Source organism: Szabonella alba, assembly GCF_016765775.1.
Lineage (GTDB): Bacteria > Pseudomonadota > Alphaproteobacteria > Rhodobacterales > Rhodobacteraceae > Szabonella > Szabonella alba.
Genome location: NZ_JAESVN010000002.1, coordinates 568,480 through 591,938 on the forward strand (window position 1 = coordinate 568,480; position 23,459 = coordinate 591,938).

The window sequence follows — 23,459 nt, forward strand, 5'->3', positions numbered from 1 at the left end:
GCGGGCCGCAGGCGGCCTGCCGGTGGCGGAAGGTCCTTCGAAGGTTAAAGCCCCTTTGCCTGCTTCCGGTTCCGTTAGTTGCGGGCTGCGGCGGGCCGCTGTCAACGCTGGATCCGGCCGGTCCCTCGGCCGGGCTGATTGCGGGGCTGTGGTGGGTCATGCTGGCGGGGGCGGCGGCTCTGACGCTTTTCGTGCTGGTACTGCTGGCGTTTTCCTGGGGCCGTTCGGGGCAAGAGGCCGCGACCGGACGGGTCTGGACGCTGGGCCTTGGTCTGGGCCTGACCCTGCCGGTGCTGGCCGCGCTGGTCGGCTACGGGTTCTGGGTCGGGGAGCGTATCCTGCCGCGCGATGACGGGGCGCTGCGCGTCACCGCCACGGCGCGGCAATGGGGCTGGCAGTTCACCCAGCCCGGCCCGGATGGCCGCCCGGTCACCACCGAGAATGTGCTTTATGTTCCCGCAGGCCAGCCCTTCGATATCGAGATCACCGCAACCGATGTGATCCACAGTTTCTGGGTGCCGCGACTGGGCGGCAAGATGGATGCCGTGCCCGGCCGCATCAATGTCGCGCGGCTGACCGCCGGCACACCGGGAGAGCTGGAGGGGCTATGCGCCGAGTTTTGCGGGCTGGGCCATTCCGCGATGCGCTTTAGCGTGATCGTTTATGAACCGGGGGCCTTCCCCGAGATTGACCAGACCGCGACCGCTGCCGGTCGCGACGGCGCGGAGGCACCATGACCGGACCTGTCCGCCCCGATGATCTGCCCGATCCCTTGCCCGGTCCTGCCGCCCCGGAACTGCGCGCCAACCCGCCGCAGCGCGCGCTGCGGCTGCACCGGGAACTGACCCGTGTCTGGTCGGATGCGCCGGGGTTTTATGGCTGGCTCGCCTCGGTCAACCATACCAGCATCGGGCGGCGCTTCATGGCGACGGCCTGTTTCTTCTTTGCCATCGGCGGCGTGCTGTCCATGCTGATCCGGGCGCAGCTTGCCACCCCGCGCGGGGCCTTTCTGGACAGTGCCCTGTATAACCAGATCTTCACGATGCATGGCAGCATCATGATGTTCCTGTTCGCCATTCCGATGCTGGAAGGGCTGGCGCTGTGGCTTTTGCCCAAGATCCTCGGCGCGCGCGACATGGCCTTTCCGCGTCTCTCGGCGCTGGGATACTGGTGCTATCTGTTCGGCGGCACGATCATCCTGATTTCGCTGCTGGCCGGGGTCGCGCCCGATGGCGGCTGGTTCATGTATGTGCCGCTGTCCGACAAGACCCATACGCCCGGCATCAATGCCGATGTCTGGCTGCTGGGCATCACCTTTGTCGAGATTTCCGCCGTGGCGGCTGCGGTCGAGATCACCGTGACCATCCTGCGCTGCCGCGCCGCTGGAATGGCGCTGACGCGGATGCCGCTGATGGGCTGGTATCTGCTGGGCACCAGCGGGATGATGCTGGTGGGCTTTCCGCCGCTGATCCTCGGCTCGATCCTGCTGGAGGTGGAACGCGCCTTCGGCTGGCCCTTCTTCGATGTGGCGCGGGGCGGTGACCCGCTGCTGTGGCAGCATCTGTTCTGGCTGTTCGGGCACCCGGAGGTCTATATCATCTTCCTGCCTGCGGCGGGGGCGCTGTCGACGATCATTCCGGTGCTGTGTCGCACCACGATCCTGGGTTACAGCGCCATTGTCGCGGCGATCCTCGGGCTGGTCTTCCTGTCCTTCGGTCTGTGGGTGCATCACATGTTCACCGTGGGCATCCCGCATATGGCACTGGGCTTTTTCTCGGCGGCCTCGGCGCTGGTGGCGGTGCCGACAGCGGTGCAGGTCTTTGCATGGATCGGCACGATCCGGCAGGGCAGGCCGCAACTGCATCTGCCGATGCTGTATGTTCTGGGGTTCTTTCTGACCTTCGTGATGGGCGGGCTGACCGGGGTGATGCTGGCCATCGTGCCCTTCAACTGGCAGGCGCATGACACGGCCTTTGTCACGGCGCATCTGCATTATGTGCTGATCGGCGGTTTCGTCTTTCCGATGATGGCGGCGCTGACCTATTGGATGCCGCTGCTTTCGGGTCGCGAACGGATCCCCCGGCTGGGTGAGGCGGCGTTCTGGCTGATCCTCATCGGCTTTCATGGCACGTTCTTCATCATGCATCTGACCGGGCTGCTGGGAATGCCGCGCCGGATCGACATCTATCCTGACAATCCCGAATGGGTGCTGCCCAATCTGATTTCGTCGATCTTCGGCATGGTTCTGTCCATTGGGTTCGCGCTGTTCGCCTTTGATCTGGCGCTGCAATGGATCTTTGGCGCGCGCAGCCGCCGCAACCCGTGGCAGGCGCCGACGCTGGACTGGGCGATGCCGCTGCCCGCCCCTGCCTATAACTTCGCCTCGCTGCCTTTGCCCGGGCGGGACGATGCGGGCGCAATTCTGGCGCTGGCACGAGGGGAGGGGATCCTGCCCGGCGCGCCGCGCGGCTGGCGTGAGGTGCTGGTGGTCGAGCCGGGCAGCGGAGCGCCGCAGCATATTGCCGTCCTGCCCGGCAACACGCTGCTGCCACTGGCAACCGCCGCCACCATCGGCAGTTTCTTCCTGCTGATGCTGGCGGGGCTTTACGCGCTGACGCCACTTGCGCTGATCGCGATCGTGCTGGTCGGCTGGCGCTGGGGCGCGTTCATGGGATGCAGGCAAGACCCTGCGCCGGTCAAGGCCGCGCCGGGGCTGGTGCTGCCGCTGCACTGGACCTGCCGCGCGACACTGGCCCATGCTGGCGCGGTGGCAACGCTGGTGGCGGACGGGGCGCTTTATGCCTGTCTCTTGTTCGGTGTCGGTTTTCTGTCGGTCGTGGCACCGCAATGGCCCGCGCCGCAATCGGGGCTTGGCACGGCCCTGACGCTGCTGCTCGCCTTGCCCTGCCTGCTGGCACTGGGGCTGGCCAGCCTTGCCGCGCGCCGGACCGAGGCGCTGCGGGCCGAAGCGGCGGGCCGCCGCTGGGCGCTGACGGGGGTGCTGGCGGGCCTTGTCGCGCTGGTCGCGCTGGCCGGACTGGCCCTGATGCTGGACGATCCGCGCCGCCATGCCCGCGACGCGCTGCGCGGCGTGCTGCTGGGGTTTGCCCTGTTCCACGTGGCGCTGGCGCTGATCTTCGCGTGGCGCACATGGTGCGACCTGCGTGACGGGCGCATGGGGCCCGCGCGCCGGGGGGCGGCACCGGTCTGGCGGCTCTGGCAGGATTTCGCGCTGGCGACCAGCCTTGTCTCGGCCCTGCTGGTCATCGGGCAAGAGGTGCTGTGATGGGCTGGCTGTTCCGGGTGTTGGCCGGGCCGATGCTGTGGGCAATCCTGTTTGCAGCAGTCTATGCCCTGCATGGCATCGGCTGTGCGCGTGGCTGGCCTGCAATCGCCACCCCGCTTGGCAATCTGCATCTGGTTGCCATGGCGCTGCTCTGGCTGACCGGGCTGGCGCTGCATGTCCTGATCCTGCTGCGCCTGCCGCAGGGGACTGCGCGGGCCGAGCACCTGCCCCGGCTGGGCGCGGGGATCGGCCTTGTCGCGACGCTGCTGACCCTGTCGCCCGTGATTCTGATCTCGACCTGCGGCTAGGCTGGCGGCACTCTGTTCTGCCATCTCCCTCCTGCGGCGCTTTGCGCGGATCAATCTGGAACAAAGCGCCGCAAGCCATTAGGCTGCGTCCATGAACACCGCCCCGCCCTTGCAGGACTTCCTGCCCCTTCCCCCGCTTGCGGGCTGGATCAGCCGGGGCGCGTCCGGGGAAGACCCCGAGGATGCCGCCTTCCGGTCGGGCGCGGCACTGGCGCATCTGGCGCTTGCGGCCCGTCATCCGGGCGTGCCGCAGCCGCTTTGGCGGGCGCGACTGGCGCTTGGCGCGGCGGAAAACGGGGCCACCCTTGCCGGGCGGCGCGACGGGGCGGGCGCGCTGCGCGATGCGCTGGCCTTCCTGCGCCCCGGAGACCAGCCCGGCCCGGGCGGTGAGATCTGGCGCCATTGGGACCGGGCCGCCGCACGCCGGATTTCGACACAAACCCTCACCTCGACGCTGCCCGCGCTGGAGCCTGACCTTATCACCGAGGCACTGACCCGGACGGGGGCCGAAGGCAGCCCCGTGGCCTGCGCGGCGATGGCGCTGCAAAGGGTGCTGACGCATCATCCGCGCGCCGCCCTTCCGGCGCTGGTCCTTGCCGATGCCGCATTGTCGCGCGCTTTGGGGCTGGACCATCTGCTGCCGCTGCTGGGATCGGGCCTGAAACCGCGTGATCTGCAGCGGCGCGATGCGGATCTGCGGCTGGCCTGTCATCGCGCCGTTCTGCGCGCGGCGGGCCCGGCGCTGGGGCTGGCGGCGGATCTGGCGCGCCGGGCGGCGCGGTTGCAGACCGTCGCGCCGAAACTGCGTGCAAAGGGAGCGGAACGCGCGGTTGCCCTGTTCCTGCGTCAGGATGCGCTGGCCCCGGCTGCCCTGACCGCCTTCATGTCTGATCGCGCGGCCCGCAGGCTGTGTGACCGGCTGGTGGATCTGGGGGCGCTGCGGGAACTCACGGGGCGGGACAGTTTCCGCCTTTACGGGCTTTGACATGGCGCGCAAGGATCCTGAACCGGGGTTCGACCGCGAACTGGCGGCCCTGCCCGCCGATCTGCGCTGGCGCGAATGGATGCGGCGGATCGAGGCGGTGCTGTTTGCCTCATCCCAGCCCGTCGCGCGGGAAGATCTGGCCCGGATCGTGGGGCAGGCCGTGCCGCTGGACCTGCTGATCGCCGATCTGGCGGCGGATCTGTCGGACCGGCCCTATGAACTGGTCCGCAGCGGCCCGGGCTGGCTGCTGCGCACGCGGCCCGCCTATGCGCCGGTGATCCGGGCGGTGGCGGATCCGGGACCGCAGGCGCTGAACCTCGGCGAATTCGATCTGGCGGTGCTGGCGGCCATCGCCTTTCATCAGCCGATCACCCGCGAGGGGCTGAAGGAGATTTTCGGGCGTGAGGTCAGCCGTGACCTGATCGGGCGGCTGGCCGAGCGCGATCTTGTCACCACCGGCCCTCGCGCGCCCCGCCGTGGCGCGCCCTATACTTTCGTGACGACCGAGGTGTTTCTGGCAGCCTTCGATCTTGAAACGCTGCAGGACCTGCCCGATGCCGAACAGCTTGCCGATGCCGGACTGGCCCGGGGGTAAAGGCCCGGGTGCCGCGCGGCGGAGCCTTTGCGTTGCGGGTCAGGGTCAGCCCTGTGCCGGTTCTGCGGTCCTCGGGACCGGTGGCCGTGGAGACCGGAGGACAGGGAAATCGTGGGGGCATCGCGGGCAGGCAGCTTGGCACGTCCGGGGCAAGCCGGGCCTCGCCCCGGGCACAGGGGCCGGTGGGGATGATGACGGCCAGCCATGGGCACATCTTGCCCCTTGGGCGCACGGGACACATGAGCCGAGGCGATGGCCGCGCCCAAGGGGCGCAAGGCCGATACCGCAGGCCGTATCCGACGGATCGCCCGGGGGGCGATGCGCCGCGCCGCTGATCATGGCCCGGCATGGGCCGGTATGGGGCCGCGCAATGCGCCGGTCCCGTGATTGTCGTATCCCGGCCACCGGCCAGCGCCTGACGCGGGGCCGGGGTCACGGCGCCATGCGCAGCGCGGTGATTTCGGTCGCGTCCAGCGTCACGCCCCCGGCCAGCACAAGGCGGTTGCCGCCCGCCCCACCCTGCGCCTCAAGAATCCTGCCATAGCTTTCCACGGGGCCGCTGCCCAGAAACGCCCCCTCGCGATACTGTTCGACGCTCAGCCGGTACTGCCCCGGCGGCAGGGGCGCGCCGGTGATCGACTGCCCTTCCCATAGGAATTCCTCGGTGCCGGGGATGATATCCTCACGCCCGACAACCGTGCCTGCGGCATCGGTCACGACCAGAACCGTCCGGTCGGCCTGCGGATTCTGGCCGGGCAGAAGGGTGACCGGATCCCCCCCGAACCCCACCGGCCCGGCATGTCGCGCCTCCTGACCGACCCAAGCGGCAAGCTGCGCCATGCCCAGAAGCGCGAACTGCCCTTCCAGCCCTTGCAGAAGCTGATTGGTCCGGGTCTGCTGCTCCACCCCTGAGAATGTCGCAAGCTGTACCGCGAAATCGGTGGATTCCATCGGGTTGAGCGGATCCTGATTCTGCATCTGCGTGGTCAGCATTTTCAGGAATGTGTCGAAATCCGAGGAGATGCCCGGCGCTTCCTCGCGCCCGCCCCTGCGGGCGTCCCCGGGGCCGGAGGCACCCGAAGTGTCGGGCTGCACCCGATACCAGGATGCGATGTCGGTTGCGTCCATTCTGTACCCTTTCCTGTCAAAGTCGCAGATCCAGCCCCGCCGAACGCGGCGCGGCCAGATGAAGAACAAGCGGTGCCTCGGCCGCCTTCGGACCGGCCCCGGAATCGGCCTCCGGATCGACGACAAAGGGTGGCGATGCAGTCCCTTGTCTGCCGTCCCATCCGGCAAAGTCGAAACTGGCCGAGGCAAAGCCCATGCGGCGCAGATCCTCGGTGAATTCGGTGACCGAGCGGCGCAGAAGATCCAGCGTTTCGGGCAGTTCTGCCGAAAGCACGATGCGGATCCGGTCGCCCTCGGGGGTCAGCTGTATCCGCAAACGGCCCAGTTCCTCGGGCGCAAGGGAAAGCTCGGTCATGCCGGGACCGGACGCGGAACGCTGGGCAATGACCGTGGCAAGATGTTCGGGTGGAACTGTCGGGGGCTGCGACTGCGGGGCCGGCGGGGCAGCGGAACCGGGCAAAAATCGGAGCGGGACCTCGGCCAGTGCGGCAGCGCCCGGGCCGGGCGCGCTGGTGGGGTCGGCCTTGATGCGATTGGCAAGTGACAAGGGAGTGGAATCAGCCATGCCACCCGAATTGCGCGGGACGTGGGGCCAGGGTGCCGTCGCAGGCGGCAGGGCCGGGCCTTGTGCCCCGGGCCCCTGTTCTGGCGGCGGTGGGCGGGCCGCATCCCCGGCCTGCACCGGCGCCAAGGGTGCAAGGGGGGCAGCGGGGCGTTTTGCAGCACCCTCCGCTGGATGGTCGAGAAGGAAGGGATCGGCCCGCGTTACCCCGGTCGCCCCCGCTGCCGGTTGCGGCACCGAAAGGCTGCGGCGTGAAATTCCGCCATTCTGCAAGCGCGGCTGCGGGTCGATCCCCGAGGGGGATGGATCCGCAGCTTGCTGCGCAAGCGGTGGTGGGGCGGCCAACAACGCCTCCGCCGCAGTGACCTGTGCGACGGGTTCATGTGCAGGCGCGGTCTCATCCTGCGGCGGGGGGGCCGCATCGCCGCGCCGTTCCGCAGGTGCAGCATCGGCAACCGGGCTGGCGGTCTGTTCCTCCGCCTCCTCAGGGCCCCTTGTTGCGGTCGGATCGCTTTGGCCCGCGATGGGGAGGCTTGCAGCGGGCAAGGCGCCCTTGACCGTCGTCCCCAGGCCCTTCACTTTTGCACCCACCGTTTCCCCGCCCGCTGTCTCTCCGCCCCCGGTCTTCCCGGCTGCCGCATCGCCAGCGGGCGAATCGCTTGCTGGCCCCTCCGCTGCCGTGCCGTCCCTTCGCTGCGGGGCGGGGGCTGTGCTGCCCGCCGCACCGGCGCGGGTGGGTTGTGCATCCGCTGGAGGTTGCGCAAAAAACTGCAAAAAATCAATGCGCTCAGCCGTTTCCCTTGCCTCCTTGCCCGCCGGAAATGCAATGCGTGGCGGCAAGGCCGGGCTCTGTTCAATCACTGTCATCGTGCGCCCGTCCTGTGTGGCTGGACCGCTCTGGCCCGGTTCCGACTATCGCGGCAACGGGTTACCGGTTGTTTACCGGACGCGGACATATTGATCCCGAGCCGCCGAAAGGACGCATGATGGATCCAGCAGCGCCGATACCGGCAAAGCGCCCCGCACCTCTTGCGCAGGCCGCGCCGCCTGCCGCGCCCGACCCGCTGCGCCGCAAGGCGGAGGAGCTTGAGGCCGCCTTTCTGTCGGAAATGCTGGGCCATGCGGGGCTTGGCGCGGCAGGCGGCAGTCTCAGTGGCAATTTCGGCGGTGGCATTGGGGAGGAACAGTTTGCCTCCTTCCTGCGCGATGAACAGGCGCGCGCCATGGTCCGGGCCGGGGGCATCGGTCTGGCCGAGCGCCTGTTCCACGCCCTTGCGGCCGGGCGTGATGCCGATGGCCGCTGATCCTGCCATCACCCTGCTGGAAACCCTGTTGCAGGAAACCCATACGGCCCTGCGGCGGGGGGAGTTGTCGCGCCTTGCCGATCTGACCCGGCGCACCGAACAGGCGCTGCAGGATCTGCCCGCCGCCCCGTCCGAACGGGCGGTGCAGCATCTGCGCGCCCTTGCCGCGCGCAATGCCGCTTGTCTTGAGGCGGCCGGCCGCGGCATCCGTGCCGCGCGGCGCAGGCTGGCCGAGATCCGCGATGCGCAGGCAGGCATGCGCATCTATGACGATCAGGGCCGCAGCCGTCTGATCGCCCCCGGTGAAGGGCGCCTTGCCCGCCGTGCCTGATGCCGGGGCATTCCACCCTGCCCGAACCTTTGTCATTCCGTGGCCGATGCCTGCATCGCAGAGGCCACGCGCCGGAGCATCCGACGCAACTGCGTCAAATCTTCCTCATTTCGGACTTTGGGGGCGGCTGACTTTAGCCATCCCTTAGCGTTTGGGGCGCATCAATGGCCCTGCATCCCGCATCGGGGTGGCGCGGACGGGAAATCCCCGGGGCCGCAACGGCAAGAATGCCCTTTCCGCCATTGCAATGGCATGAACTGCCGCGTGCAAAGCACCGGCCCGAAGAAGGGATGAATGATGTCTTCGATTCTGACCAATACCAGCGCCATGGTCGCGCTGCAGACGCTCAAAAGCATCAACAGCAATCTTGCCAAGGTCCAGAACGAGATTTCCACGGGCAAGGCCGTGGCCAGTGCCAAGGACAATGCCGCTGTCTGGGCCATCTCGAAGGTGATGGAAAGCGATGTGCAGGGCTTCAAGGGCATTGCCGACAGTCTTTCGCTGGGCTCCTCGACGATTTCGGTGGCGCGGCAGGCCTCAGAATCGGTGACCGATCTGCTGATCGAGATCAAGGAAAAGATCGTCGCCGCGCAGGAGGAGAATGTGGATCGCGGCAAGATCCAGACCGATATCGGTTTCCTGCGCGACCAGATCAAATCAGTGGTCGGTGCGGCGCAGTTCTACGGTCTGAACATGATCCAGGGGACGGATGATGTGAACATCCTGTCCTCGCTGGACCGTGCCTCGGACGGGTCGGTGACGGCCTCGAATATCACCGTGAACCGGCAGGACCTGACCTCGGGCGCCGGGGTCTATGGCAGCGGTACTGTGCTGACGCCCAATGCGACCGTCTCTGACACCGCAGCCAATGCGCTGAACAATCAGGGCAATACCGCCGAAATCACGCTGACGGCCGCCGCCGATTACAGCACCGCCGCTGGGACATTCTCGGTCGGGGGGGTATCCTTCAGCTTTGCCGCCGGGGAACTGGGCGGGGCCACGGACGATCAGGACGTGGCGGCGGGCATTCTTGCCGGCCGGATCAACGCGCTGGGGATCGAGGGCATCTCGGCCAGTGCCACCGGCGCGGTGGTCGAGATCACTTCGGCGCGCGCCTTCGAAGGGGCGGCGGTCGAGATCAGCGGTCTGGGCGGTGCGGCGGCAGGCACCGAGATCACCGCGCTCAACGGTGATCCGGTCAATCTGACACTGGGGGAGATCGCCGAGCGGGCGCAGAATGTGACCTTCGACCCGGCGGCCGCCGTCAATGACGGGGATGGCTATCGTGTCTCCTTCGGCGGCAATACCTTCACCTATGTTGCCGGCCCCGGACAGAGCATGGAAGATGTCGCGCGCGGTCTGAAAACCGCCATTGATGGTGAAGGGCTGGACGGCATCACCACAAGGGTCGCGCAGGACAGTGCCGGGGCGTGGCAGCTGAAGATCGACAATGACACTGTGACCGACATGACGCTGGCCGCCGTCGGAAATGCGGGCGGAACCGCCTCGGGCGGGCTGTTCGGACTGGACGGGATCGATGTGTCAACCACGGCACAGGCGGCTTCGGCGCTGGACAATATCGAGGGGATGATCAACCGGGCGATCGAGGCGTCCGCTGATTTCGGTTCGGCGCAGAAGCGGATCGACATCCAGAACGATTTCGTCGGCAAATTGTCGGATGCGCTGAAGGCGGGGATCGGGACGATGGTCGATGCCGATATGGAAGAGGCTTCGGCCCGGCTTCAGGCGCTTCAGGTGCAGCAGCAGCTGGGGATTCAGGCCCTGTCCATCGCGAATCAGTCGCCGCAATCCATCCTGTCGCTCTTCCGGTAATCCGGATCTGCGGGGGGCGTGCCGGTCGCGCGCGCCCCCCTGCCTTGGCCTTCGATTACCCCGCCTGATGACCCGCACCCCCGGAAGGATCGTTCATGACCTCGCATTCCCTTGCCCGTGACGCCTATTCCCGCCCCGACGCGCCGCTGCGCCCTGCGCGCACCGTCGAATATGATCTCTTCGCCCGGGTAACGCGTCGTCTGACACTTGCCTTTCGTGCGCGCGCGGCGGATTTTCCCGCCTTTGCCGTGGCTTTGCATGACAATGACCGGCTTTGGCGGACGCTGGCGCTGGATGTGGCCGATCCCGGCAATGCCCTGCCTGCGGCGCTCCGGTCCAGACTGTTCTACCTGCATGAATTCACCACGCTGCAGACCCGGCGCATTCTGCAAGAGGGCGCCTCGGCCGAGGTGCTGATCGACATCAATACCGCCATCATGCGCGGCTTGCGGGGCGATGCGGGCAGCGGGCCGGGGGGCGGGGAATGACCGGGCTGGTCCTGAAACTGGGGCCGCGCGAACGGGTGCTGATCAACGGCGCGGTGATCGAGAATGGTGAGCGGCGGACGCGGCTGGCGGTGATGACGCCGCATGCGCATATCCTGCGCCTGCGCGACGCGATCCATCCCGAAGAGGTGACGACCCCGGTGCGGCGCGTCTGTTATATTGCGCAGCTTGTTCTGTCGGGCGATGCCGAACCCGGTGCGGCGAAACTCCAGCTTCTGCGCGGGATTGAACAACTCAGTCAGGTGCTGACCGATCCCGACAGCCGCGCCTTGCTGGCGCAGGCCACTGTCGGGGTAGTGGAGGGCAATCCCTATCAGGCGCTTAAGGCACTGCGGGGGCTTCTGCCCCGGGAGGAGCGGCTCATGGCTGCGCATCGGGCATGAGTTTCGCACCGATCCTTCCCTTTGGTGGGCTGGCGGGGTGGAGCTTCCTGCAGCGCACGATGGAAATGCAGACCCGGCACTTCGATGCCAGCCCGCAGCGTCAGCGCGACGAGGCCTATTTCCGCGAACGTATCGGCAGCATCTCGACGGCGGAAGGCCTGGTCGATGACCGCCGCCTCTTGCGCGTGGCCCTCGGGGCCTTCGGGCTGGAGGGCGAAATCAACAACCGGTATTTCATCCGCAAGGTGCTGGAGGATGGCACGCTGAAGGATCAGGCGCTGTCCAACCGTCTGGCCGACAAGCAGTATCGCGCCTTTTCCGCCGCTTTCGGCTTTGGGGATTTCTCGGTGCCCCGCACGAAACTGTCGGATTTCGCCGATACGATCCTGACGGATTACCGCACAAGGCAGTTCGAACAGGCCGTTGGCGCGCAGCACAACGATCTGCGCCTGTCGCTGAATGCCGAGCGGGAGATCGAGCGCCTTGCCGCCCGCGACATGGGGGATGAGGTGATGTGGTTCACCGTCATGGGCAATCCGCCCCTGCGTCAGGTTTTCGAACGAGCGTTTGGCCTGCCTTCCGCGTTTTCGGGGTTGGATCTGGACCGGCAGTTGACGGAATTCCGCGACAAGGCCAGCCGGATCTTCGGTGAAAGCACGGTTGCGCAATTTGCCGATCCGGAGAAGCGCGAAAAACTGTTGCGCAATTTCCTGCTGCGATCCGAGATCCAGTCGATGGCCGCCTCCTATTCCCCCGCAGCCGGGGCGTTGCAATTGTTGCAATCCATGGCGCGCTGAACCGTGTGATATCGCAGGCGGGGGGGGTAGTCCGGTGCCGGACGGGCTTTGCCCGCGATGGATCGGGGGACCTCCGGTCCTTGCGCGTAAAGGGGGCCGGGTGTTCCCGCTCCCTGTTCCCCTGTTCCCCTGTTCCCCTGTTCCCGCGTCCTCTTGTTCTGTCTGTCTCTTCCGCTTCGGGTGGTTCTGGCGGGCTGGTTTTCGGCGTGACCTGCCTTTACTCCGACCGGATAGCGCGCCCTGTGCCGATCCTGTCCGGTCTGGGTCCTCGGTATTGCGTCCGTTTGCCTTTGCCTCTCTGGCCCGATCCGGGGATCGGGCGTTTGCTGGCCCCGTTTGGCGCAAGGCCGCATTGCTGGTTGCCGGACCCTGTCGTCAGCGCAGCACTGCCAGCGCACCTTCCGCCCTGTTCATCCCTTCCACCGCCATGCCTTCCCGGCGTCTGGCCTGCTTGCGCTCAGGTTGCAAGGATGTCCTCCAGCCGCTTGAAGCTGCCCGCAACCCCGTCCGGACCCATCTCGGCCAGAAAGGCATCCAGCGCCGGCCAGACCTTGATCGCCCGGTCGATGGCCGCGTCCGATCCTTTGCTGTAAAGCCCGGCCTGCACCATCAGTTCGGCCCGGTCCCATGCGCTGAACACCCGCCTTGCATCGGCAATCAGCCGGTTTTCGGCCTCATTGGCGGCCAGTGGCAGGCTGCGCGAGACGGATCGCAGAAGGTCGATCGCGGGGAAACGCCCGCGCTCGGCAATGGCGCGGTCCAGCACGACATGCCCGTCCAGCACCCCCCGCAGGATATCGGCGACCGGCTCTTCCATATCGGACCCTGCGACCAGCACGGTGAAAACCGCGGTGATATCGCCGCAATCGGGGGCCGCCCGCCCCGGTCCGGCCCGTTCGGCCAGCGCCATGATCGTCTGCACGACCGAGGGCGGATAGCCCCGCAGATGCGCCGGTTCGCCCGCCGCCAGCGCGACCTCGCGATGCGCCTCGGCAAAGCGGGTCACACTGTCGGCCAGCAGCAGGACCTGACGCCCGCTGTCGCGGAAATATTCCGCAACCGCCATCGCCGACCAAAGGCAGCGCCGCCGCAACAGCGGAGACCGGTCCGAGGTCGCAGCCACGACCACGCTGCGCGCCATGCCCTCGGGGCCCAGAACGTGATCGGTGAATTCGCGCAACTCGCGCCCCCGCTCTCCAGCAAGGGCGATCACGATCACATCGGCCTCCACCCCCCGGGCCAACTGCGCCAGAAGCGAGGATTTCCCGACACCGGACCCCGCGAACAGGCCCACGCGCTGCCCCCGCACGATGGGCAGCAATGTGTCGAAGGCCGCCAGCCCGGTGGCCAGACGCGGCCCCAGACGGCGGCGCTGCGCGGGTGGGGGCGGGGCGGGGCATAGCGGGCGCGCCTGCGGGCCAGGAAACAGCGGGCGACCATCCAGTGCCGCGCCGAACGGATCGACGACACGGCCGATCCAGCCCTCATGCGGGGTTAGTTCCGCCTTGCCAAGCGCCTCGGCGGGCATGCCGATCCGCAGTCCCTCGGTCGGCCCTTCGGCCAGCGCACAGGCCCCGCCCGCATCCAGCCGCAGGATCTCGGCATGAAGCACCTCCGCGATGCGCAGCCGGTCGCCCAGACCGGCATCCGGGCCAAGCCCGGTGATCCGCAACATCGGCCCGCCAATTTCCGCGACCCTGCCGAACTGCCGCAGGGTCGAGATTTCCGTCAGGCGGCCGCGCAATCCATCGAAATAACCGGTCACGGGATTCTCCCTTTGTTCGCCGATTACGCTTTCTAAACGAATCACCCTTAAGCCTTGGTGAAACCGAATGAGGGAGAATCCCCGATGTTGCCGAAACTGGAACTGACACGGATGGCGCAGGCCATGGCGGCCCATGCCGGGGCCCGGATGGGCATCGTGGCGCGCAATGCCGCCAATGCCGATACGCCGGGCTACAAGGCGCAGGACCTGCCGGATTTTGCCGCCACCTATCGGGGCGCGGAGACGGAAACCGGCACAGAAATGCGGGCGACGCGGGCCGGACATCTGCGCGGCGCCGGATCGCCCACGCCCGTACCCTTGGTGCTGGATCTGCCCGCTGACCCCAATGGCAATTCCGTTTCGGTTGAAGGGGAAATGATGCGCGCCGCCGGCATCCGGCAGCAGCATGACATGGCGCTGGCCGTCTATTCCCGCACCTCGGATATCGTGAAACTTGCACTTGGGCGGGGGCGCTAGGCCATGTCCGACCTTCTGCGCGCACTTGCAGTTTCCGCCTCGGGGATGGAGGCGCAGGGACAACGCCTGCGCCATCTGTCCGAGAATATCGCCAATGCCGATACGCCCGGCTATCGCCGCAAGACGCTTGATTTCCGCACCCTGGCCGAAAGCGGTGCGGTGCGCCCGGGCCCCGTGCGGCTCGACCGCTCTGAACTCTCGCGCATTCATGATCCCGGCCATCCGCTGGCCGACGCCTCGGGTCATTATGACGGCTCCAATGTCGATCTGGTGATCGAGATCGCCGACGCCCGCGAGGCGCAGCGCAGTTATGAGGCCAATCTGAAACTCTTCGATCAGGCGCGTCAGATGACGCAGGGCCTGTTCGAACTTCTTCGCCGATAGGGGGCCGAAATGGACATCAGACCATCCTTTGCAGCACAATCCTACCTGCAGGCGCGTGAGGCTGCCGCGCCGGGGACCGGGGGGGGCGGGGGCGACGATGCGGGCTTTGCCCGGCTTGCCGCCTCTTTCGCCCAGACCCTGCAGGACGGCGAAAGCACTGCCAGGGCGGCCATGACCGGCGGCGCCGACCCGCATGCGCTGGTCGAGGCGCTGGCCGCCACCCAGACTGCGGTCGAAACCGTGGTCACCGTGCGCGACAAGGTGGTTGAGGCCTATCAGGAAATCCTGAGGATGCCGGTATGACCCCGGGGATGAGCGAGGGACATATCTTCGACATCCTGCGGCAGGGGCTTTGGGTTGCGGTGCTGATCTCGGCGCCGCTTCTGATGGTGGCGCTGGTGGCCGGGGTCGCGGTCGGCCTGTTTCAGGCGCTGACCTCGGTGCAGGAGATGACGCTGACCTTCGTGCCCAAGGTCGGCGCGATGATCGCGGTGTTCTGGGTTTCGATGTCCTTCATGACCTCGACGCTGGTCAGTTTCTTCGCCGACCGCATCATCCCGATGATCGCGGGGGGCTAGACCATGGACGCGCCCACCTATGTCACCCTGACGCGCCAATCCGGCCTGATGCGCGAAATGCAGGTCGTGGCGCACAATATCGCCAATATCTCGACCACCGGATTCCGCCGCGAAGGCGTGATCTTTGCGGAACATGTGCGGCGGACGGGCAGCGGCCCGTCGCTGTCGATGGGTCATGCTTCGGCCCGCCATGTCGATCTGCGGCAGGCGGGGCTGGTGGAAACCGGCGGGCGCTTCGATTTCGCAATTCAGGGCGAAGGATTTTTCCAGATCCGGACGCCCGAGGGGCCGCGCCTGACCCGTGCGGGCAGTTTCACTCCCGATGCCACCGGCGAACTGGTTAATCCCGACGGCCATGCGCTGCTGGATCTTGGCGGTGCGCCACTCGTCATTCCCCCCATCGGGGGCCATGTGGCGCTTGCTCCCGATGGCACGCTGTCGGTCGGGGCGGTGCCGGTCGGCCAGATCGGTCTCTGGCAACCCGCCGATCCACTGACATTGCGCCATCAGTCCGGCACGCTGTTTGACGCGGATGCGATCGAACCGGCTGAGGGCGCGAAGGTGCTGCAGGGGATGCTCGAGGAAAGCAATGTGAACCCGATCTCGGAAATCGCGCGCATGATCGCGGTGCAGCGCGCCTATGAGACCGGGCAGGGATTTCTGGACAAGGAGGATGCGCGGGTGCGCGGCGTCATCCAGACCCTTGGCCGATAGGAGGATAGAATGAAGGCACTTCAGATCGCGGCCAGCGGCATGGCGGCCCAGCAGATGCGGGTCGATGTCGTCTCAAACAATCTCGCGAATATGTCGACGACCGGCTATAATGCCCGTCGCGCCGAATTTTCCGATCTGCATTATCAGCAGCTTGCCCGTCCCGGAACCATCGCGGCGGCCGATGGCACGCAGCTTCCCACCGGGGTGCAGGTTGGCCTTGGTGTGCGCCCGGCGGCGGTTTCGGTGGTGCTGGCGCAGGGTTCGCTCGGTGCAACAGGCGGTGATCTGGATGTCGCCATCGAAGGCGGCGGCTATCTGGAGGTCACGCTGCCCTCGGGTGCGGCGGCCTATACGCGCGATGGCGGGCTGAAACGCACGGGTGAGGGGTTGATCGTCACCTCGGACGGGCATGAGGTCGCGCCCGGCCTGACCATTCCCGCCGATGCGCGCAGTCTGTCAATCAATCCCGCCGGTGAGGTCTATGCCTATTTCAATGACCGGGTGGAACCGGAACTGCTGGGCCAGTTCACCCTTGTCGGTTTCACCAATGACAAGGGGCTTGAGGCGATCGGCGCCAATCTTTTTCTTGAGACCGAGGCCTCGGGCCCTGCGACGCCCGGCCTGCCCGGTGAGGACGGGCTGGGCACATTGCGGCAGGGCTATCTTGAGGAAAGCTCGGTCGATGCGGTGCGCGAGGTGACCGAACTTATCAAGGCGCAGCGCGGATATGAACTGAACGCCAAGGTCATCACGGCGGCCGATCAGATGCTGTCCGCGACGACACAGATCCGATGAACCGCAGGGCCCTTTTCCTTGCGCTTTTGCCGCTTTCCGCCATGGCCGGGCCATCCGGTGCGGGCCAAAGTCTGGTCGCGACCCGGACCATCCGCGCCCAGACGGTGCTGGCACCGCAGGACATGGCGCTGGTCGCGGCGGTCATTCCCGGCGCGCTGACGCAGCCCGAGGCGGCCATCGGGCTGGAGGCGCGGGTGACGCTATATGCGGGCCGCGCGATCCGGGGCGATGATCTGGCCCCGCCCGCGCTCGTTGATCGCAACGGGATTGTCACGCTGGTCTATCGGCAGGGCGGGCTGGACATCACGGCCGAGGGAAGGGCGCTGGACCGTGGCGCCCGGGGCGCGCGGATCCGGGTCATGAACCTCACCTCGCGCATGACCATCACCGGCCGGATCGGTGCCGACGGCACGGTTCATGTCGGCCCGGACAGTAAGGAACCCTGACATGCGGTGCTGTTTCATGCTCTTGCCCGGTCTGTTGGCGGGCTGCGCCGCGCTGGGGGAGGTGGGCCGCGCGCCTGCCTTTTCCCCGCTGGAAGGCAGTTACCAGCATCACGCGATGTATTCGAACCCGCTGCCGGAACATGGGCCGACCCCGGGGGTGACGGCGGCCTCCTCGCTTTGGTCGGCCGGGGCGGAATCGCTTTTCGGGGACCGGCGGGCCGCGCGGCGGGGCGATATACTGACCGTGGTGATCGAGATCGATGACGAGGCGGAGATTTCCAACTCGACGGGGCGCAGCCGCAGTGGCGCGCAAAGCATGGGCATTCCGCAGCTTTTCGGCCTGCCGCAGCGCATTGACCGTTCCTTGCCCGAGGGGGCAAGTATGGCCGAGGCCGTCAGCACGAATTCCGCCTCGACCTTCGCGGGTGAGGGCTCGGTCCGGCGCAATGAAAAACTGACGCTGCGCATCGCGGCCACCGTGGTGGAACAACTGCCCAATGGCGTGTTGCGCATCGAGGGCCAGCAGGAGGTGAGGGTGAATTTCGAACTGCGCGAACTGATCGTGACGGGCTATGTGCGTCCCGCCGATATCAGCCGCCAGAACGAAATTCGTTACGACCGGATCGCCGGGGCGCGCATCGCCTATGGCGGTCGCGGGCAGATTACCACCGTGCAGCAGCCGCGCTATGGCGAACAGGCCGCCGATATCCTTCTGCCATTCTGAGGTTCCCGATGGGCAAGATCCTTCCGCTGCTTCTTGTGATCCTCGGCCTTGGCGCCGGGGCAGGGGCGGGAATGATGCTGCGCCCGGCCTCTGAGGCTGTCGATGCGGCCGCGGTGCCGGAACCCGAGACGCCCCCGCCCGGCCTGTCTGATTTCGTCCGGCTGAACAATCAGTTCGTCATCCCGGTGCTGGAGCAGGGGCAGATCGTGTCACTGGTGATCCTGTCGCTGAGCCTTGAGGTCGTGTCCGGTGGCACCGAGGCCGTTTATGCGCGTGAACCCCGGATCCGCGATGCGCTGCTGCAGGTGCTGTTCGACCATGCCAATGCGGGCGGATTTCGCGGAACCTTCACTGACGGGGCCAATCTGATGCTTCTGCGCCGCGCCCTGCATGAGGCCGCGCAGCGCGTGATGGGGCGGGATGTGCTGGATGTGCTGATCGCGGATATTGTGCGGCAGGACAGCTGATCTAATCTGGTGGGCTCAGGCGGCACAGCACCTGCCAGCGGCCGAAGCTGTGCGCGGCGATGTCGCGCCTGGTGATCCATTCGGCCCTACTGCGCGCCAGGGACAGGTTGATCTCGGCGCGTTTTCCATCGGCCCAGATCTGATGCAGCGCGCCGATCCGTGCGGCGATCAGCGGATCCAGGTCCGGCGCGGGGGCAGGGTTCAGTCCATCCAACCGTTCCTGCAACCTGTCGCGGTTCCGGGCCAGCTCGGCCAGCGCCATCAGGTCGCGATCCAGCCGCATCCGGGAAAGTTGCCGCAGGATGTCAAGCCGCGCCCGCCCGGTCATGCCCGGCCTCGGGCGCCTTTGCGCATCCGCATGGCAAAGCGGATGGCAGCGGCCACGGCACGGTAATGGTCGGGATGGATCTCGTCACCGATGGCGATCGTGGCATGCAGCGCGCGGGCGGTGGCCGGATCGTGATGCAGCGGCACCCCCGCCAGCGCCGCCCTTTCGCGGATCCGGGCGGCGATTTCATCGACGCCCTTGGCCAGACAGACCGGCGCGCGGCGGCTGTCGCGGTCCCATTTCAGGGCAATGGCGAAATGCGTGGGATTGACGATGACAACATCGGCCTTCGCGACATCGTCCAGCATCCGGTTGGTCGCGATATCCTGCCCACGCTGGCGCCGCCGCGCCTTCATATGCGGATCGCCCTCGGATGATTTCTGCTCATCCAGCATTTCCTTGCGGGTCATCCGGTGCTGGCGCAGATGTTCGGCCCGTTGCCAGAACAGGTCGACCAGCCCGATGACAAGGGCAAGCAGGAAGATCAGCAACAGAAAATCTAGGATCAGGCGCATCATCAGGGCAGCGGCAGGTCCGGGGGCAAGATGCAGCGTGGTCAGGATCTCCTGCGCCCGGCCCCGCAGGAACAGCCAGAGCAGGATCGAAGTGATGACCAGCTTGCCAAGGCTTTTCGCGAATTCGAACAGGCCTTTGCGGCCAAACTTGTTCTTTGCGCCCGCGATGGGGGAAATCCGTTCAAGCTTTGGCGCAAGCTTTCCGGGGGCAAAGACCAGCCCCCGCTGTGCCAGCAGAACCGCAAGGGCCGCGACGGCCGGAAGCAGGAAAAGCGGCAGGACCGCCCCGCCGGTCCCGGCCAGAACCGCCCCGCCCAACCCGCCGCCACCGCCCAGAAACCGCCCCGCCATCCGTTCAGGCTGATCCAGAAAGACCATGGCCGAACTGCCGAAAGCCAGCAGAAGTGCGGGCCCGAAGGCAAGGCCCGCCAGCAAGAGCCCGGCATAGCTTGCTGCCGTGGTCAGATCGGCGGAACGCGGGATTTCGCCCTTGCGGCGAGCCTCTTCCAGCTTGCGGGCCGAGGGTTCATGCTCCTTTTCGGCGCTGTCTTCGGTCATGCTCATGGCCGGGACGGCATCGGATCGGCCAGAAAGGACCCAAGCGCGCCCAGCCAGACCGTCAGCAGCGCCGGGGTTGCAAGGGCCAGCAGCACCAGCCCCCCCAGCGTCAGCGCCGGGGCACCGACAAAGACGACCATCAGCTGTGGCATTGCCCGGTTGATCGCGCCGAGCGCCACATTATAGACGGTCGCGGCAATGACAAAGGGCGCGGCCAGCGTGAAGGCAAGGGTAAAGGCATGGGCCGCCCGCGCCACGCCCCAGCCGGTCGCGTCCGCTGCCGGGATCAGCTGGCCCGCAGGCAGCAGATCATAGGACAGGATCAGGAAGCGGGCCAGTTGCACATGCAGCCCCGCCGCCACGGCAAGCGCCAGCCCCGCCATGGTGAAAAGATGCGACATGGCCGGTTGCGGCTCGGCCCCAGCCCCGGCGTAAAGCTGCGCCAGCGAAGTGGCCTGCGCGGCCATGGTGCCGGCGATCTGCAGCGCCATGACCAGAAAGCGCAGCCCGAAACCCAGAAGCAGCCCTGCCGCCGTTTCCGTCCAGATCCAGCGGAAGCTGAAGGCGGCAAGGTCGATCCCTGCCAGCCGGTCCGTCACGGCGGGCAGGACGATGGCGGTGAAGGCCAGCGCCAGCACCAGACGCACCCTTTGCGGCACGATGCGTTCCCCGAAGGCCGGAAGCAACGCCATCGCCGCCCCGACCCGCAGGAAAACCAGAACGGCCGCCGCCAGCACCTCTTGCGCAAGGCCGGCATAGCCGGTCAGAAGGGCGATCATCGCGTTCATGCCGCGATCTGCCCGACCATGGCGGGGCGGGCCTCCATTCCGATTTCCTCATAGGAGAGGACGGGCAGATGCAGGCCGCGCGCCTGCACCACCGTGCGCAGAAAGCGCCGCCGCAGTGTCGATGTGACCAGCGCCGGTGCTGTGCCGCCTTCGGCCGCCTGATTGAACCGCTCGGCAATCGCCTGGGCAAGACGGGCGAAAACCGCAGGCGGAAGCGCCACGTCTCGCTGACCGCGATCCCCGTCAACCTGATGCGCAACAAAGGTTTTTTCCCATTCCGGATCCAGCTGGATCAGCGGGATGCTGCCATCCTTGCGGCGCAGTTCGGCGATGATCTGGAAACCCAGCCGCTGGCGCACATGGTCGCAGATCGCCTCGGGCAGGGCGAGGCCGCGCGCCTCGGCGATGGATTCAAGGATCAGTGGCAGGTTGCGGATCGACACGCGTTCCTCCAGCAAAAGGCGCAGCACCGCCAGCAGCAGATCGACCGGCACTTTTTCAGGCACAAGTTCCTCCAGCAGGCGGCGATTGGACTCGGCCCGGGCGGGGTCGGACAGGGTCACGAATTCATCCAGCAGCCGGCGCAGCCCCCGCAGGCTGAGCAGCCGGGACAGATTGCCCTTCAGCACCTCCAGCAGATGGGTCGACAGAACCTCGGCCGGGGTGATCACGTTCAGCCCGGCAAGGGCGGCATTTTCCTGTTGATCGGGCAGGATCCAGCGCGCGGGGGCGCCATAGACCGGCTCGCGCACATCGCTGCCGGCGGGCAGATCCGCCCCCTCGGCCGCGAGGCACAGGATCCGGTCGGGCATCAGGCGGTCGTGCACCTTTTCGACGCCCTGAAGGCGGATGCGATAGGTGCCGTCGGGCAGGGAGGGTTCATCCGTCATGCGGATCTCGGGCAGGATCAGCCCGAAGCTGCTGGCGACATGGTTGCGCATGCTGGCGATCCTGGCATCCAGCCCGGTCGCCGGATCCAGCACCATCGCGACAAGATCAGGGGCGAATTCGATATGGATCTCGTCGAAATCCAACACATCGCCCATCAGATGCCGCGCGGGTGCAGGCTGCGGATCAACAGTATCGGTGGCGGGCGGCGGGGCCTTGTGGACCAGCCAGGCCGCGAGTCCCAAAGCTGCGGCCCCCAGAACGAAAGGCAGAAAGGGCAGGCCCGGCACCAGCGCGAACAGCGCCATCAGCACCGCCACCGTGGCCATGGCCGCCGGATAGCGCCCGAGCTGCGCGAAGAAGGACACATCCGCCGCGCCCGTGGCCCCGCCCCGCGCCAGCAGCAGCGCCGCCGCGATCGAGATGATGACAGCGGGGATCTGGCTGACCAGACCGTCGCCGACGGTCAGGATGGCGTAGGTTTCAAAGGCGCGTCCCAGCGGCATGCCATGCACCACGGTGCCGATCACCAGACCCATCACGATATTGAGAAGTGTAATCAGCAGCCCCGCCACCGCATCGCCCTTGACGAATTTCGAGGCCCCGTCCAGCGAGCCGAAGAAATTCGTCTCGGCCAGTTCCCGTTCCCGCCGCGCCTTGGCCTCGGCATGGTCGATTGCCCCCGCCGCCATATCGCTGTCGATGGCCAGCTGCTTGCCCGGCATCCCGTCCAGCGCGAAGCGGGCCCCGACCTCGGCCATGCGGCCCGCGCCTTTGGTGATGACGATGAAATTGACGATCAGCAGAACGCAGAAGATCACCACGCCCAGCAGGACCGAGCCGCCCATGATGAATTGGGCAAACCCCTCGATCACCTCACCTGCGGCGTCAGTGCCGGTATGGCCTTGCCCGATGATGAGTTTCGTCGAGGAGACATTGAGCGACAGCCGCAGCATCAAGGAGGCCAGCAGGATCGTCGGGAAGGCCGAGAAATCCAGCGGCCGCTCGATGAAAAGGGTGACGGTGAAGATCAGGATCGCCAGCGCGAAGGACAGCGCCAGCCCCAGATCCAGCATCCAGGCCGGCACCGGCAGCACCATCATCACGATCACCGCCATCAGCGCGAGCGCCAGCAGGATTGTCGGGCTGAAAAGCGTCCGCAGGGTCAGGCCCTTCATATCCCGCGCCCGCCATGGAGCGCGGGCCGGTCGCGCAGGGCAAGGGGCGGGCGGGGCGACAGGATGACCGGCGCGACGGGCAAAGGTGGGGCGGGGCGCGTGCTGTGCATCGGCGGCAGGGCAGGAGGGGGTGGGGAAGGAGGGGGGGCGGTCAATCCGTGGATGGGCAGCGGGGTGTCGGCCAGACGGGATTCAGCATGCCGTGGGGTAGGATGGACCGCGGTTAGCTTTGCCGCTGCGGCGCGGTTTTCGGCATGGATCCGCTCCAGCCGCAGGATATAGCCTGTTGCAGCCTTGGCGCGGCGGGAATGATAGGCCCCGGCAGCGTCGCGCCAGTTTCCGGTTTCGCGTTGCAGGTCGGACAGGAAACGGGCGGCATGATCGGCATTGGAGGCGGGGGCAATCATGTCCTCAAGACTGTGGAAGGCCCGGCCATGCCAGCGATAACTGATCTGGAAACAACCGATATCAAGATTGGTCTGCCCTGCGGCCAGACGGGCGCGCAGGGCGGCCAGCGCAGTTTCCTTGCGGTCAAAACGCAGCCCCCGCCCGGCCTGACCCAGCGTCCAGGGCCAGGGCCTCCGCCCCGGGCCGATGCCTGATTCCGCCTGCGCTATGGTGCGCAGGATCGCGACAGGTACGCCATGCCGCGCTGCCGCAGCCGCCGCTGCCTGCAGGCAGGGATTGCCGGCCGCCGCCGCCATGGTGGGCGCCACCAATCCCAATGCAAGGGTTGCCATCCGCCCGATACCACCCATCGCCATCTCCGCTTCAAGAGAGGATCACACCGGCCTTCTGCCGATGGGATGATGGTAAAGACCGAATCTTTGCAAAGC

General features: G+C 66.9%; 29 protein-coding genes. 21 read left to right on the top strand and 8 right to left on the bottom strand.

All coding sequences use genetic code 11. The features are described 5' to 3' along the window. Nucleotides 1–158 precede the first annotated feature (158 nt). The 6 genes from JL811_RS07150 (at nt 159) to JL811_RS20140 (ending at nt 5,561) form a co-directional block, all read left to right on the top strand. On the top strand, nt 159–737 hold the full coding sequence (locus JL811_RS07150) for a cytochrome c oxidase subunit II (RefSeq protein ID WP_237684837.1): 579 nt from the start codon (nt 159–161) through the stop codon (nt 735–737). Next, nucleotides 734–3,286: a cytochrome c oxidase subunit I gene (gene ctaD, locus JL811_RS07155; RefSeq protein ID WP_202687793.1), complete on the top strand. Its 2,553-nt coding sequence runs from the start codon at nt 734–736 to the stop codon at nt 3,284–3,286. The genes JL811_RS07150 and ctaD overlap by 4 nt, the downstream gene beginning before the upstream one ends. Beyond that, on the top strand, nt 3,286–3,594 hold the full coding sequence (locus JL811_RS07160) for a hypothetical protein (RefSeq protein ID WP_202687794.1): 309 nt from the start codon (nt 3,286–3,288) through the stop codon (nt 3,592–3,594). The genes ctaD and JL811_RS07160 overlap by 1 nt, the downstream gene beginning before the upstream one ends. Before the next feature lie 91 nt (nt 3,595–3,685). Next, on the top strand, nt 3,686–4,579 hold the full coding sequence (locus JL811_RS07165) for a DUF1403 family protein (RefSeq protein ID WP_202687795.1): 894 nt from the start codon (nt 3,686–3,688) through the stop codon (nt 4,577–4,579). 1 nt (nt 4,580) lies between these two features. Then, complete coding sequence (scpB, locus tag JL811_RS07170; RefSeq protein WP_202687796.1) at nt 4,581–5,174, top strand: SMC-Scp complex subunit ScpB; 594 nt, start codon at nt 4,581–4,583, stop codon at nt 5,172–5,174. 252 nt (nt 5,175–5,426) lie between these two features. Next, on the top strand, nt 5,427–5,561 hold the full coding sequence (locus JL811_RS20140) for a hypothetical protein (protein ID WP_273542483.1): 135 nt from the start codon (nt 5,427–5,429) through the stop codon (nt 5,559–5,561). Between the two features lie 45 nt (nt 5,562–5,606). On the opposite strand, the gene JL811_RS07175 is transcribed toward JL811_RS20140, so the two are convergent. Continuing rightward, nucleotides 5,607–6,302 carry a flagellar hook capping FlgD N-terminal domain-containing protein gene (locus tag JL811_RS07175; RefSeq protein WP_202687797.1) on the bottom strand — a complete coding sequence of 232 codons (696 nt, stop codon included), beginning with the start codon at nt 6,300–6,302 and terminating at the stop codon, nt 5,607–5,609. A 16-nt stretch (nt 6,303–6,318) separates the two neighbouring features. Next, nucleotides 6,319–7,731, bottom strand: a complete 1,413-nt coding sequence (locus JL811_RS20255) for a flagellar hook-length control protein FliK (protein WP_337924729.1) — start codon at nt 7,729–7,731, stop codon at nt 6,319–6,321. 119 nt (nt 7,732–7,850) lie between these two features. Between JL811_RS20255 and JL811_RS07185 the strand changes: the two genes are divergently transcribed. The 6 genes from JL811_RS07185 to JL811_RS07210 all read left to right on the top strand — a co-directional run bounded on the left by JL811_RS07185 (nt 7,851) and on the right by JL811_RS07210 (nt 12,018). Beyond that, entirely contained in the window at nt 7,851–8,168 is a 318-nt protein-coding gene (locus JL811_RS07185) for a rod-binding protein (RefSeq protein WP_202687917.1), read from the top strand. Beyond that, a complete protein-coding gene (locus JL811_RS07190; RefSeq protein ID WP_202687799.1) occupies nt 8,158–8,499 on the top strand; it encodes a hypothetical protein in 342 nt (113 codons plus the stop codon). Before JL811_RS07185 ends, JL811_RS07190 begins: the two co-directional genes overlap by 11 nt. Before the next feature lie 294 nt (nt 8,500–8,793). Further along, a complete protein-coding gene (locus JL811_RS07195; protein WP_420496766.1) occupies nt 8,794–10,332 on the top strand; it encodes a flagellin N-terminal helical domain-containing protein in 1,539 nt (512 codons plus the stop codon). A gap of 95 nt (nt 10,333–10,427) precedes the next feature. Further along, complete coding sequence (flaF, locus tag JL811_RS07200; protein ID WP_202687800.1) at nt 10,428–10,820, top strand: flagellar biosynthesis regulator FlaF; 393 nt, start codon at nt 10,428–10,430, stop codon at nt 10,818–10,820. Further along, nucleotides 10,817–11,221, top strand: a complete 405-nt coding sequence (gene flbT, locus JL811_RS07205) for a flagellar biosynthesis repressor FlbT (RefSeq protein WP_202687801.1) — start codon at nt 10,817–10,819, stop codon at nt 11,219–11,221. Before flaF ends, flbT begins: the two co-directional genes overlap by 4 nt. Further along, nucleotides 11,218–12,018 (top strand): DUF1217 domain-containing protein, encoded by an 801-nt coding sequence (locus tag JL811_RS07210; RefSeq protein WP_202687802.1) that lies wholly within the window; start codon nt 11,218–11,220, stop codon nt 12,016–12,018. The genes flbT and JL811_RS07210 overlap by 4 nt, the downstream gene beginning before the upstream one ends. Before the next feature lie 457 nt (nt 12,019–12,475). Here JL811_RS07210 and JL811_RS07215 read toward each other — a convergent pair whose 3' ends face one another. After that, nucleotides 12,476–13,783 (bottom strand): FliI/YscN family ATPase, encoded by a 1,308-nt coding sequence (locus tag JL811_RS07215; protein WP_202687803.1) that lies wholly within the window; start codon nt 13,781–13,783, stop codon nt 12,476–12,478. Nucleotides 13,784–13,867: 84 nt separating this feature from the next. Here JL811_RS07215 and JL811_RS07220 point away from each other — a divergent pair, with 84 nt between their 5' ends. The 9 genes from JL811_RS07220 to JL811_RS07260 are packed head-to-tail and all read left to right on the top strand — an operon-like array spanning nt 13,868 to nt 18,368. Beyond that, nucleotides 13,868–14,260, top strand: a complete 393-nt coding sequence (locus tag JL811_RS07220; RefSeq protein ID WP_202687804.1) for a FlgB family protein — start codon at nt 13,868–13,870, stop codon at nt 14,258–14,260. Between the two features lie 3 nt (nt 14,261–14,263). Continuing rightward, a complete protein-coding gene (gene flgC, locus JL811_RS07225) occupies nt 14,264–14,644 on the top strand; it encodes a flagellar basal body rod protein FlgC (RefSeq protein WP_202687805.1) in 381 nt (126 codons plus the stop codon). Nucleotides 14,645–14,653: 9 nt separating this feature from the next. After that, on the top strand, nt 14,654–14,947 hold the full coding sequence (fliE, locus tag JL811_RS07230) for a flagellar hook-basal body complex protein FliE (protein ID WP_202687806.1): 294 nt from the start codon (nt 14,654–14,656) through the stop codon (nt 14,945–14,947). Nucleotides 14,948–14,955: 8 nt separating this feature from the next. Further along, complete coding sequence (locus JL811_RS07235) at nt 14,956–15,222, top strand: flagellar biosynthetic protein FliQ (protein WP_202687919.1); 267 nt, start codon at nt 14,956–14,958, stop codon at nt 15,220–15,222. Nucleotides 15,223–15,225: 3 nt separating this feature from the next. Beyond that, nucleotides 15,226–15,936 carry a flagellar hook-basal body complex protein gene (locus JL811_RS07240; protein WP_202687807.1) on the top strand — a complete coding sequence of 237 codons (711 nt, stop codon included), beginning with the start codon at nt 15,226–15,228 and terminating at the stop codon, nt 15,934–15,936. A gap of 9 nt (nt 15,937–15,945) precedes the next feature. Next, nucleotides 15,946–16,731 (top strand): flagellar basal-body rod protein FlgG, encoded by a 786-nt coding sequence (gene flgG / locus JL811_RS07245; protein WP_202687808.1) that lies wholly within the window; start codon nt 15,946–15,948, stop codon nt 16,729–16,731. After that, a complete protein-coding gene (gene flgA / locus JL811_RS07250; protein WP_202687809.1) occupies nt 16,728–17,177 on the top strand; it encodes a flagellar basal body P-ring formation chaperone FlgA in 450 nt (149 codons plus the stop codon). Before flgG ends, flgA begins: the two co-directional genes overlap by 4 nt. A gap of 1 nt (nt 17,178) precedes the next feature. Further along, nucleotides 17,179–17,901: a flagellar basal body L-ring protein FlgH gene (flgH, locus tag JL811_RS07255; protein ID WP_202687810.1), complete on the top strand. Its 723-nt coding sequence runs from the start codon at nt 17,179–17,181 to the stop codon at nt 17,899–17,901. An 8-nt stretch (nt 17,902–17,909) separates the two neighbouring features. Beyond that, the gene (locus tag JL811_RS07260) at nt 17,910–18,368 is read left to right on the top strand and encodes a flagellar basal body-associated FliL family protein (protein ID WP_202687811.1); all 459 of its coding nucleotides are present in this window, start codon (nt 17,910–17,912) and stop codon (nt 18,366–18,368) included. A 1-nt stretch (nt 18,369) separates the two neighbouring features. Here the strand turns inward: JL811_RS07260 and JL811_RS07265 are convergent, their stop codons facing one another. The 5 genes from JL811_RS07265 to JL811_RS07285 all read right to left on the bottom strand — a co-directional run bounded on the left by JL811_RS07265 (nt 18,370) and on the right by JL811_RS07285 (nt 23,381). Beyond that, nucleotides 18,370–18,630: a hypothetical protein gene (locus JL811_RS07265; protein WP_202687812.1), complete on the bottom strand. Its 261-nt coding sequence runs from the start codon at nt 18,628–18,630 to the stop codon at nt 18,370–18,372. A 62-nt stretch (nt 18,631–18,692) separates the two neighbouring features. After that, nucleotides 18,693–19,769 carry an EscU/YscU/HrcU family type III secretion system export apparatus switch protein gene (locus JL811_RS07270; RefSeq protein ID WP_202687813.1) on the bottom strand — a complete coding sequence of 359 codons (1,077 nt, stop codon included), beginning with the start codon at nt 19,767–19,769 and terminating at the stop codon, nt 18,693–18,695. Nucleotides 19,770–19,771: 2 nt separating this feature from the next. Beyond that, a complete protein-coding gene (locus JL811_RS07275) occupies nt 19,772–20,557 on the bottom strand; it encodes a flagellar biosynthetic protein FliR (RefSeq protein WP_202687814.1) in 786 nt (261 codons plus the stop codon). Next, nucleotides 20,554–22,623 carry a flagellar biosynthesis protein FlhA gene (gene flhA / locus JL811_RS07280; RefSeq protein ID WP_202687815.1) on the bottom strand — a complete coding sequence of 690 codons (2,070 nt, stop codon included), beginning with the start codon at nt 22,621–22,623 and terminating at the stop codon, nt 20,554–20,556. Before flhA ends, JL811_RS07275 begins: the two co-directional genes overlap by 4 nt. Continuing rightward, on the bottom strand, nt 22,620–23,381 hold the full coding sequence (locus JL811_RS07285; RefSeq protein ID WP_202687816.1) for a transglycosylase SLT domain-containing protein: 762 nt from the start codon (nt 23,379–23,381) through the stop codon (nt 22,620–22,622). The genes flhA and JL811_RS07285 overlap by 4 nt, the downstream gene beginning before the upstream one ends. Nucleotides 23,382–23,459 lie beyond the last annotated feature (78 nt).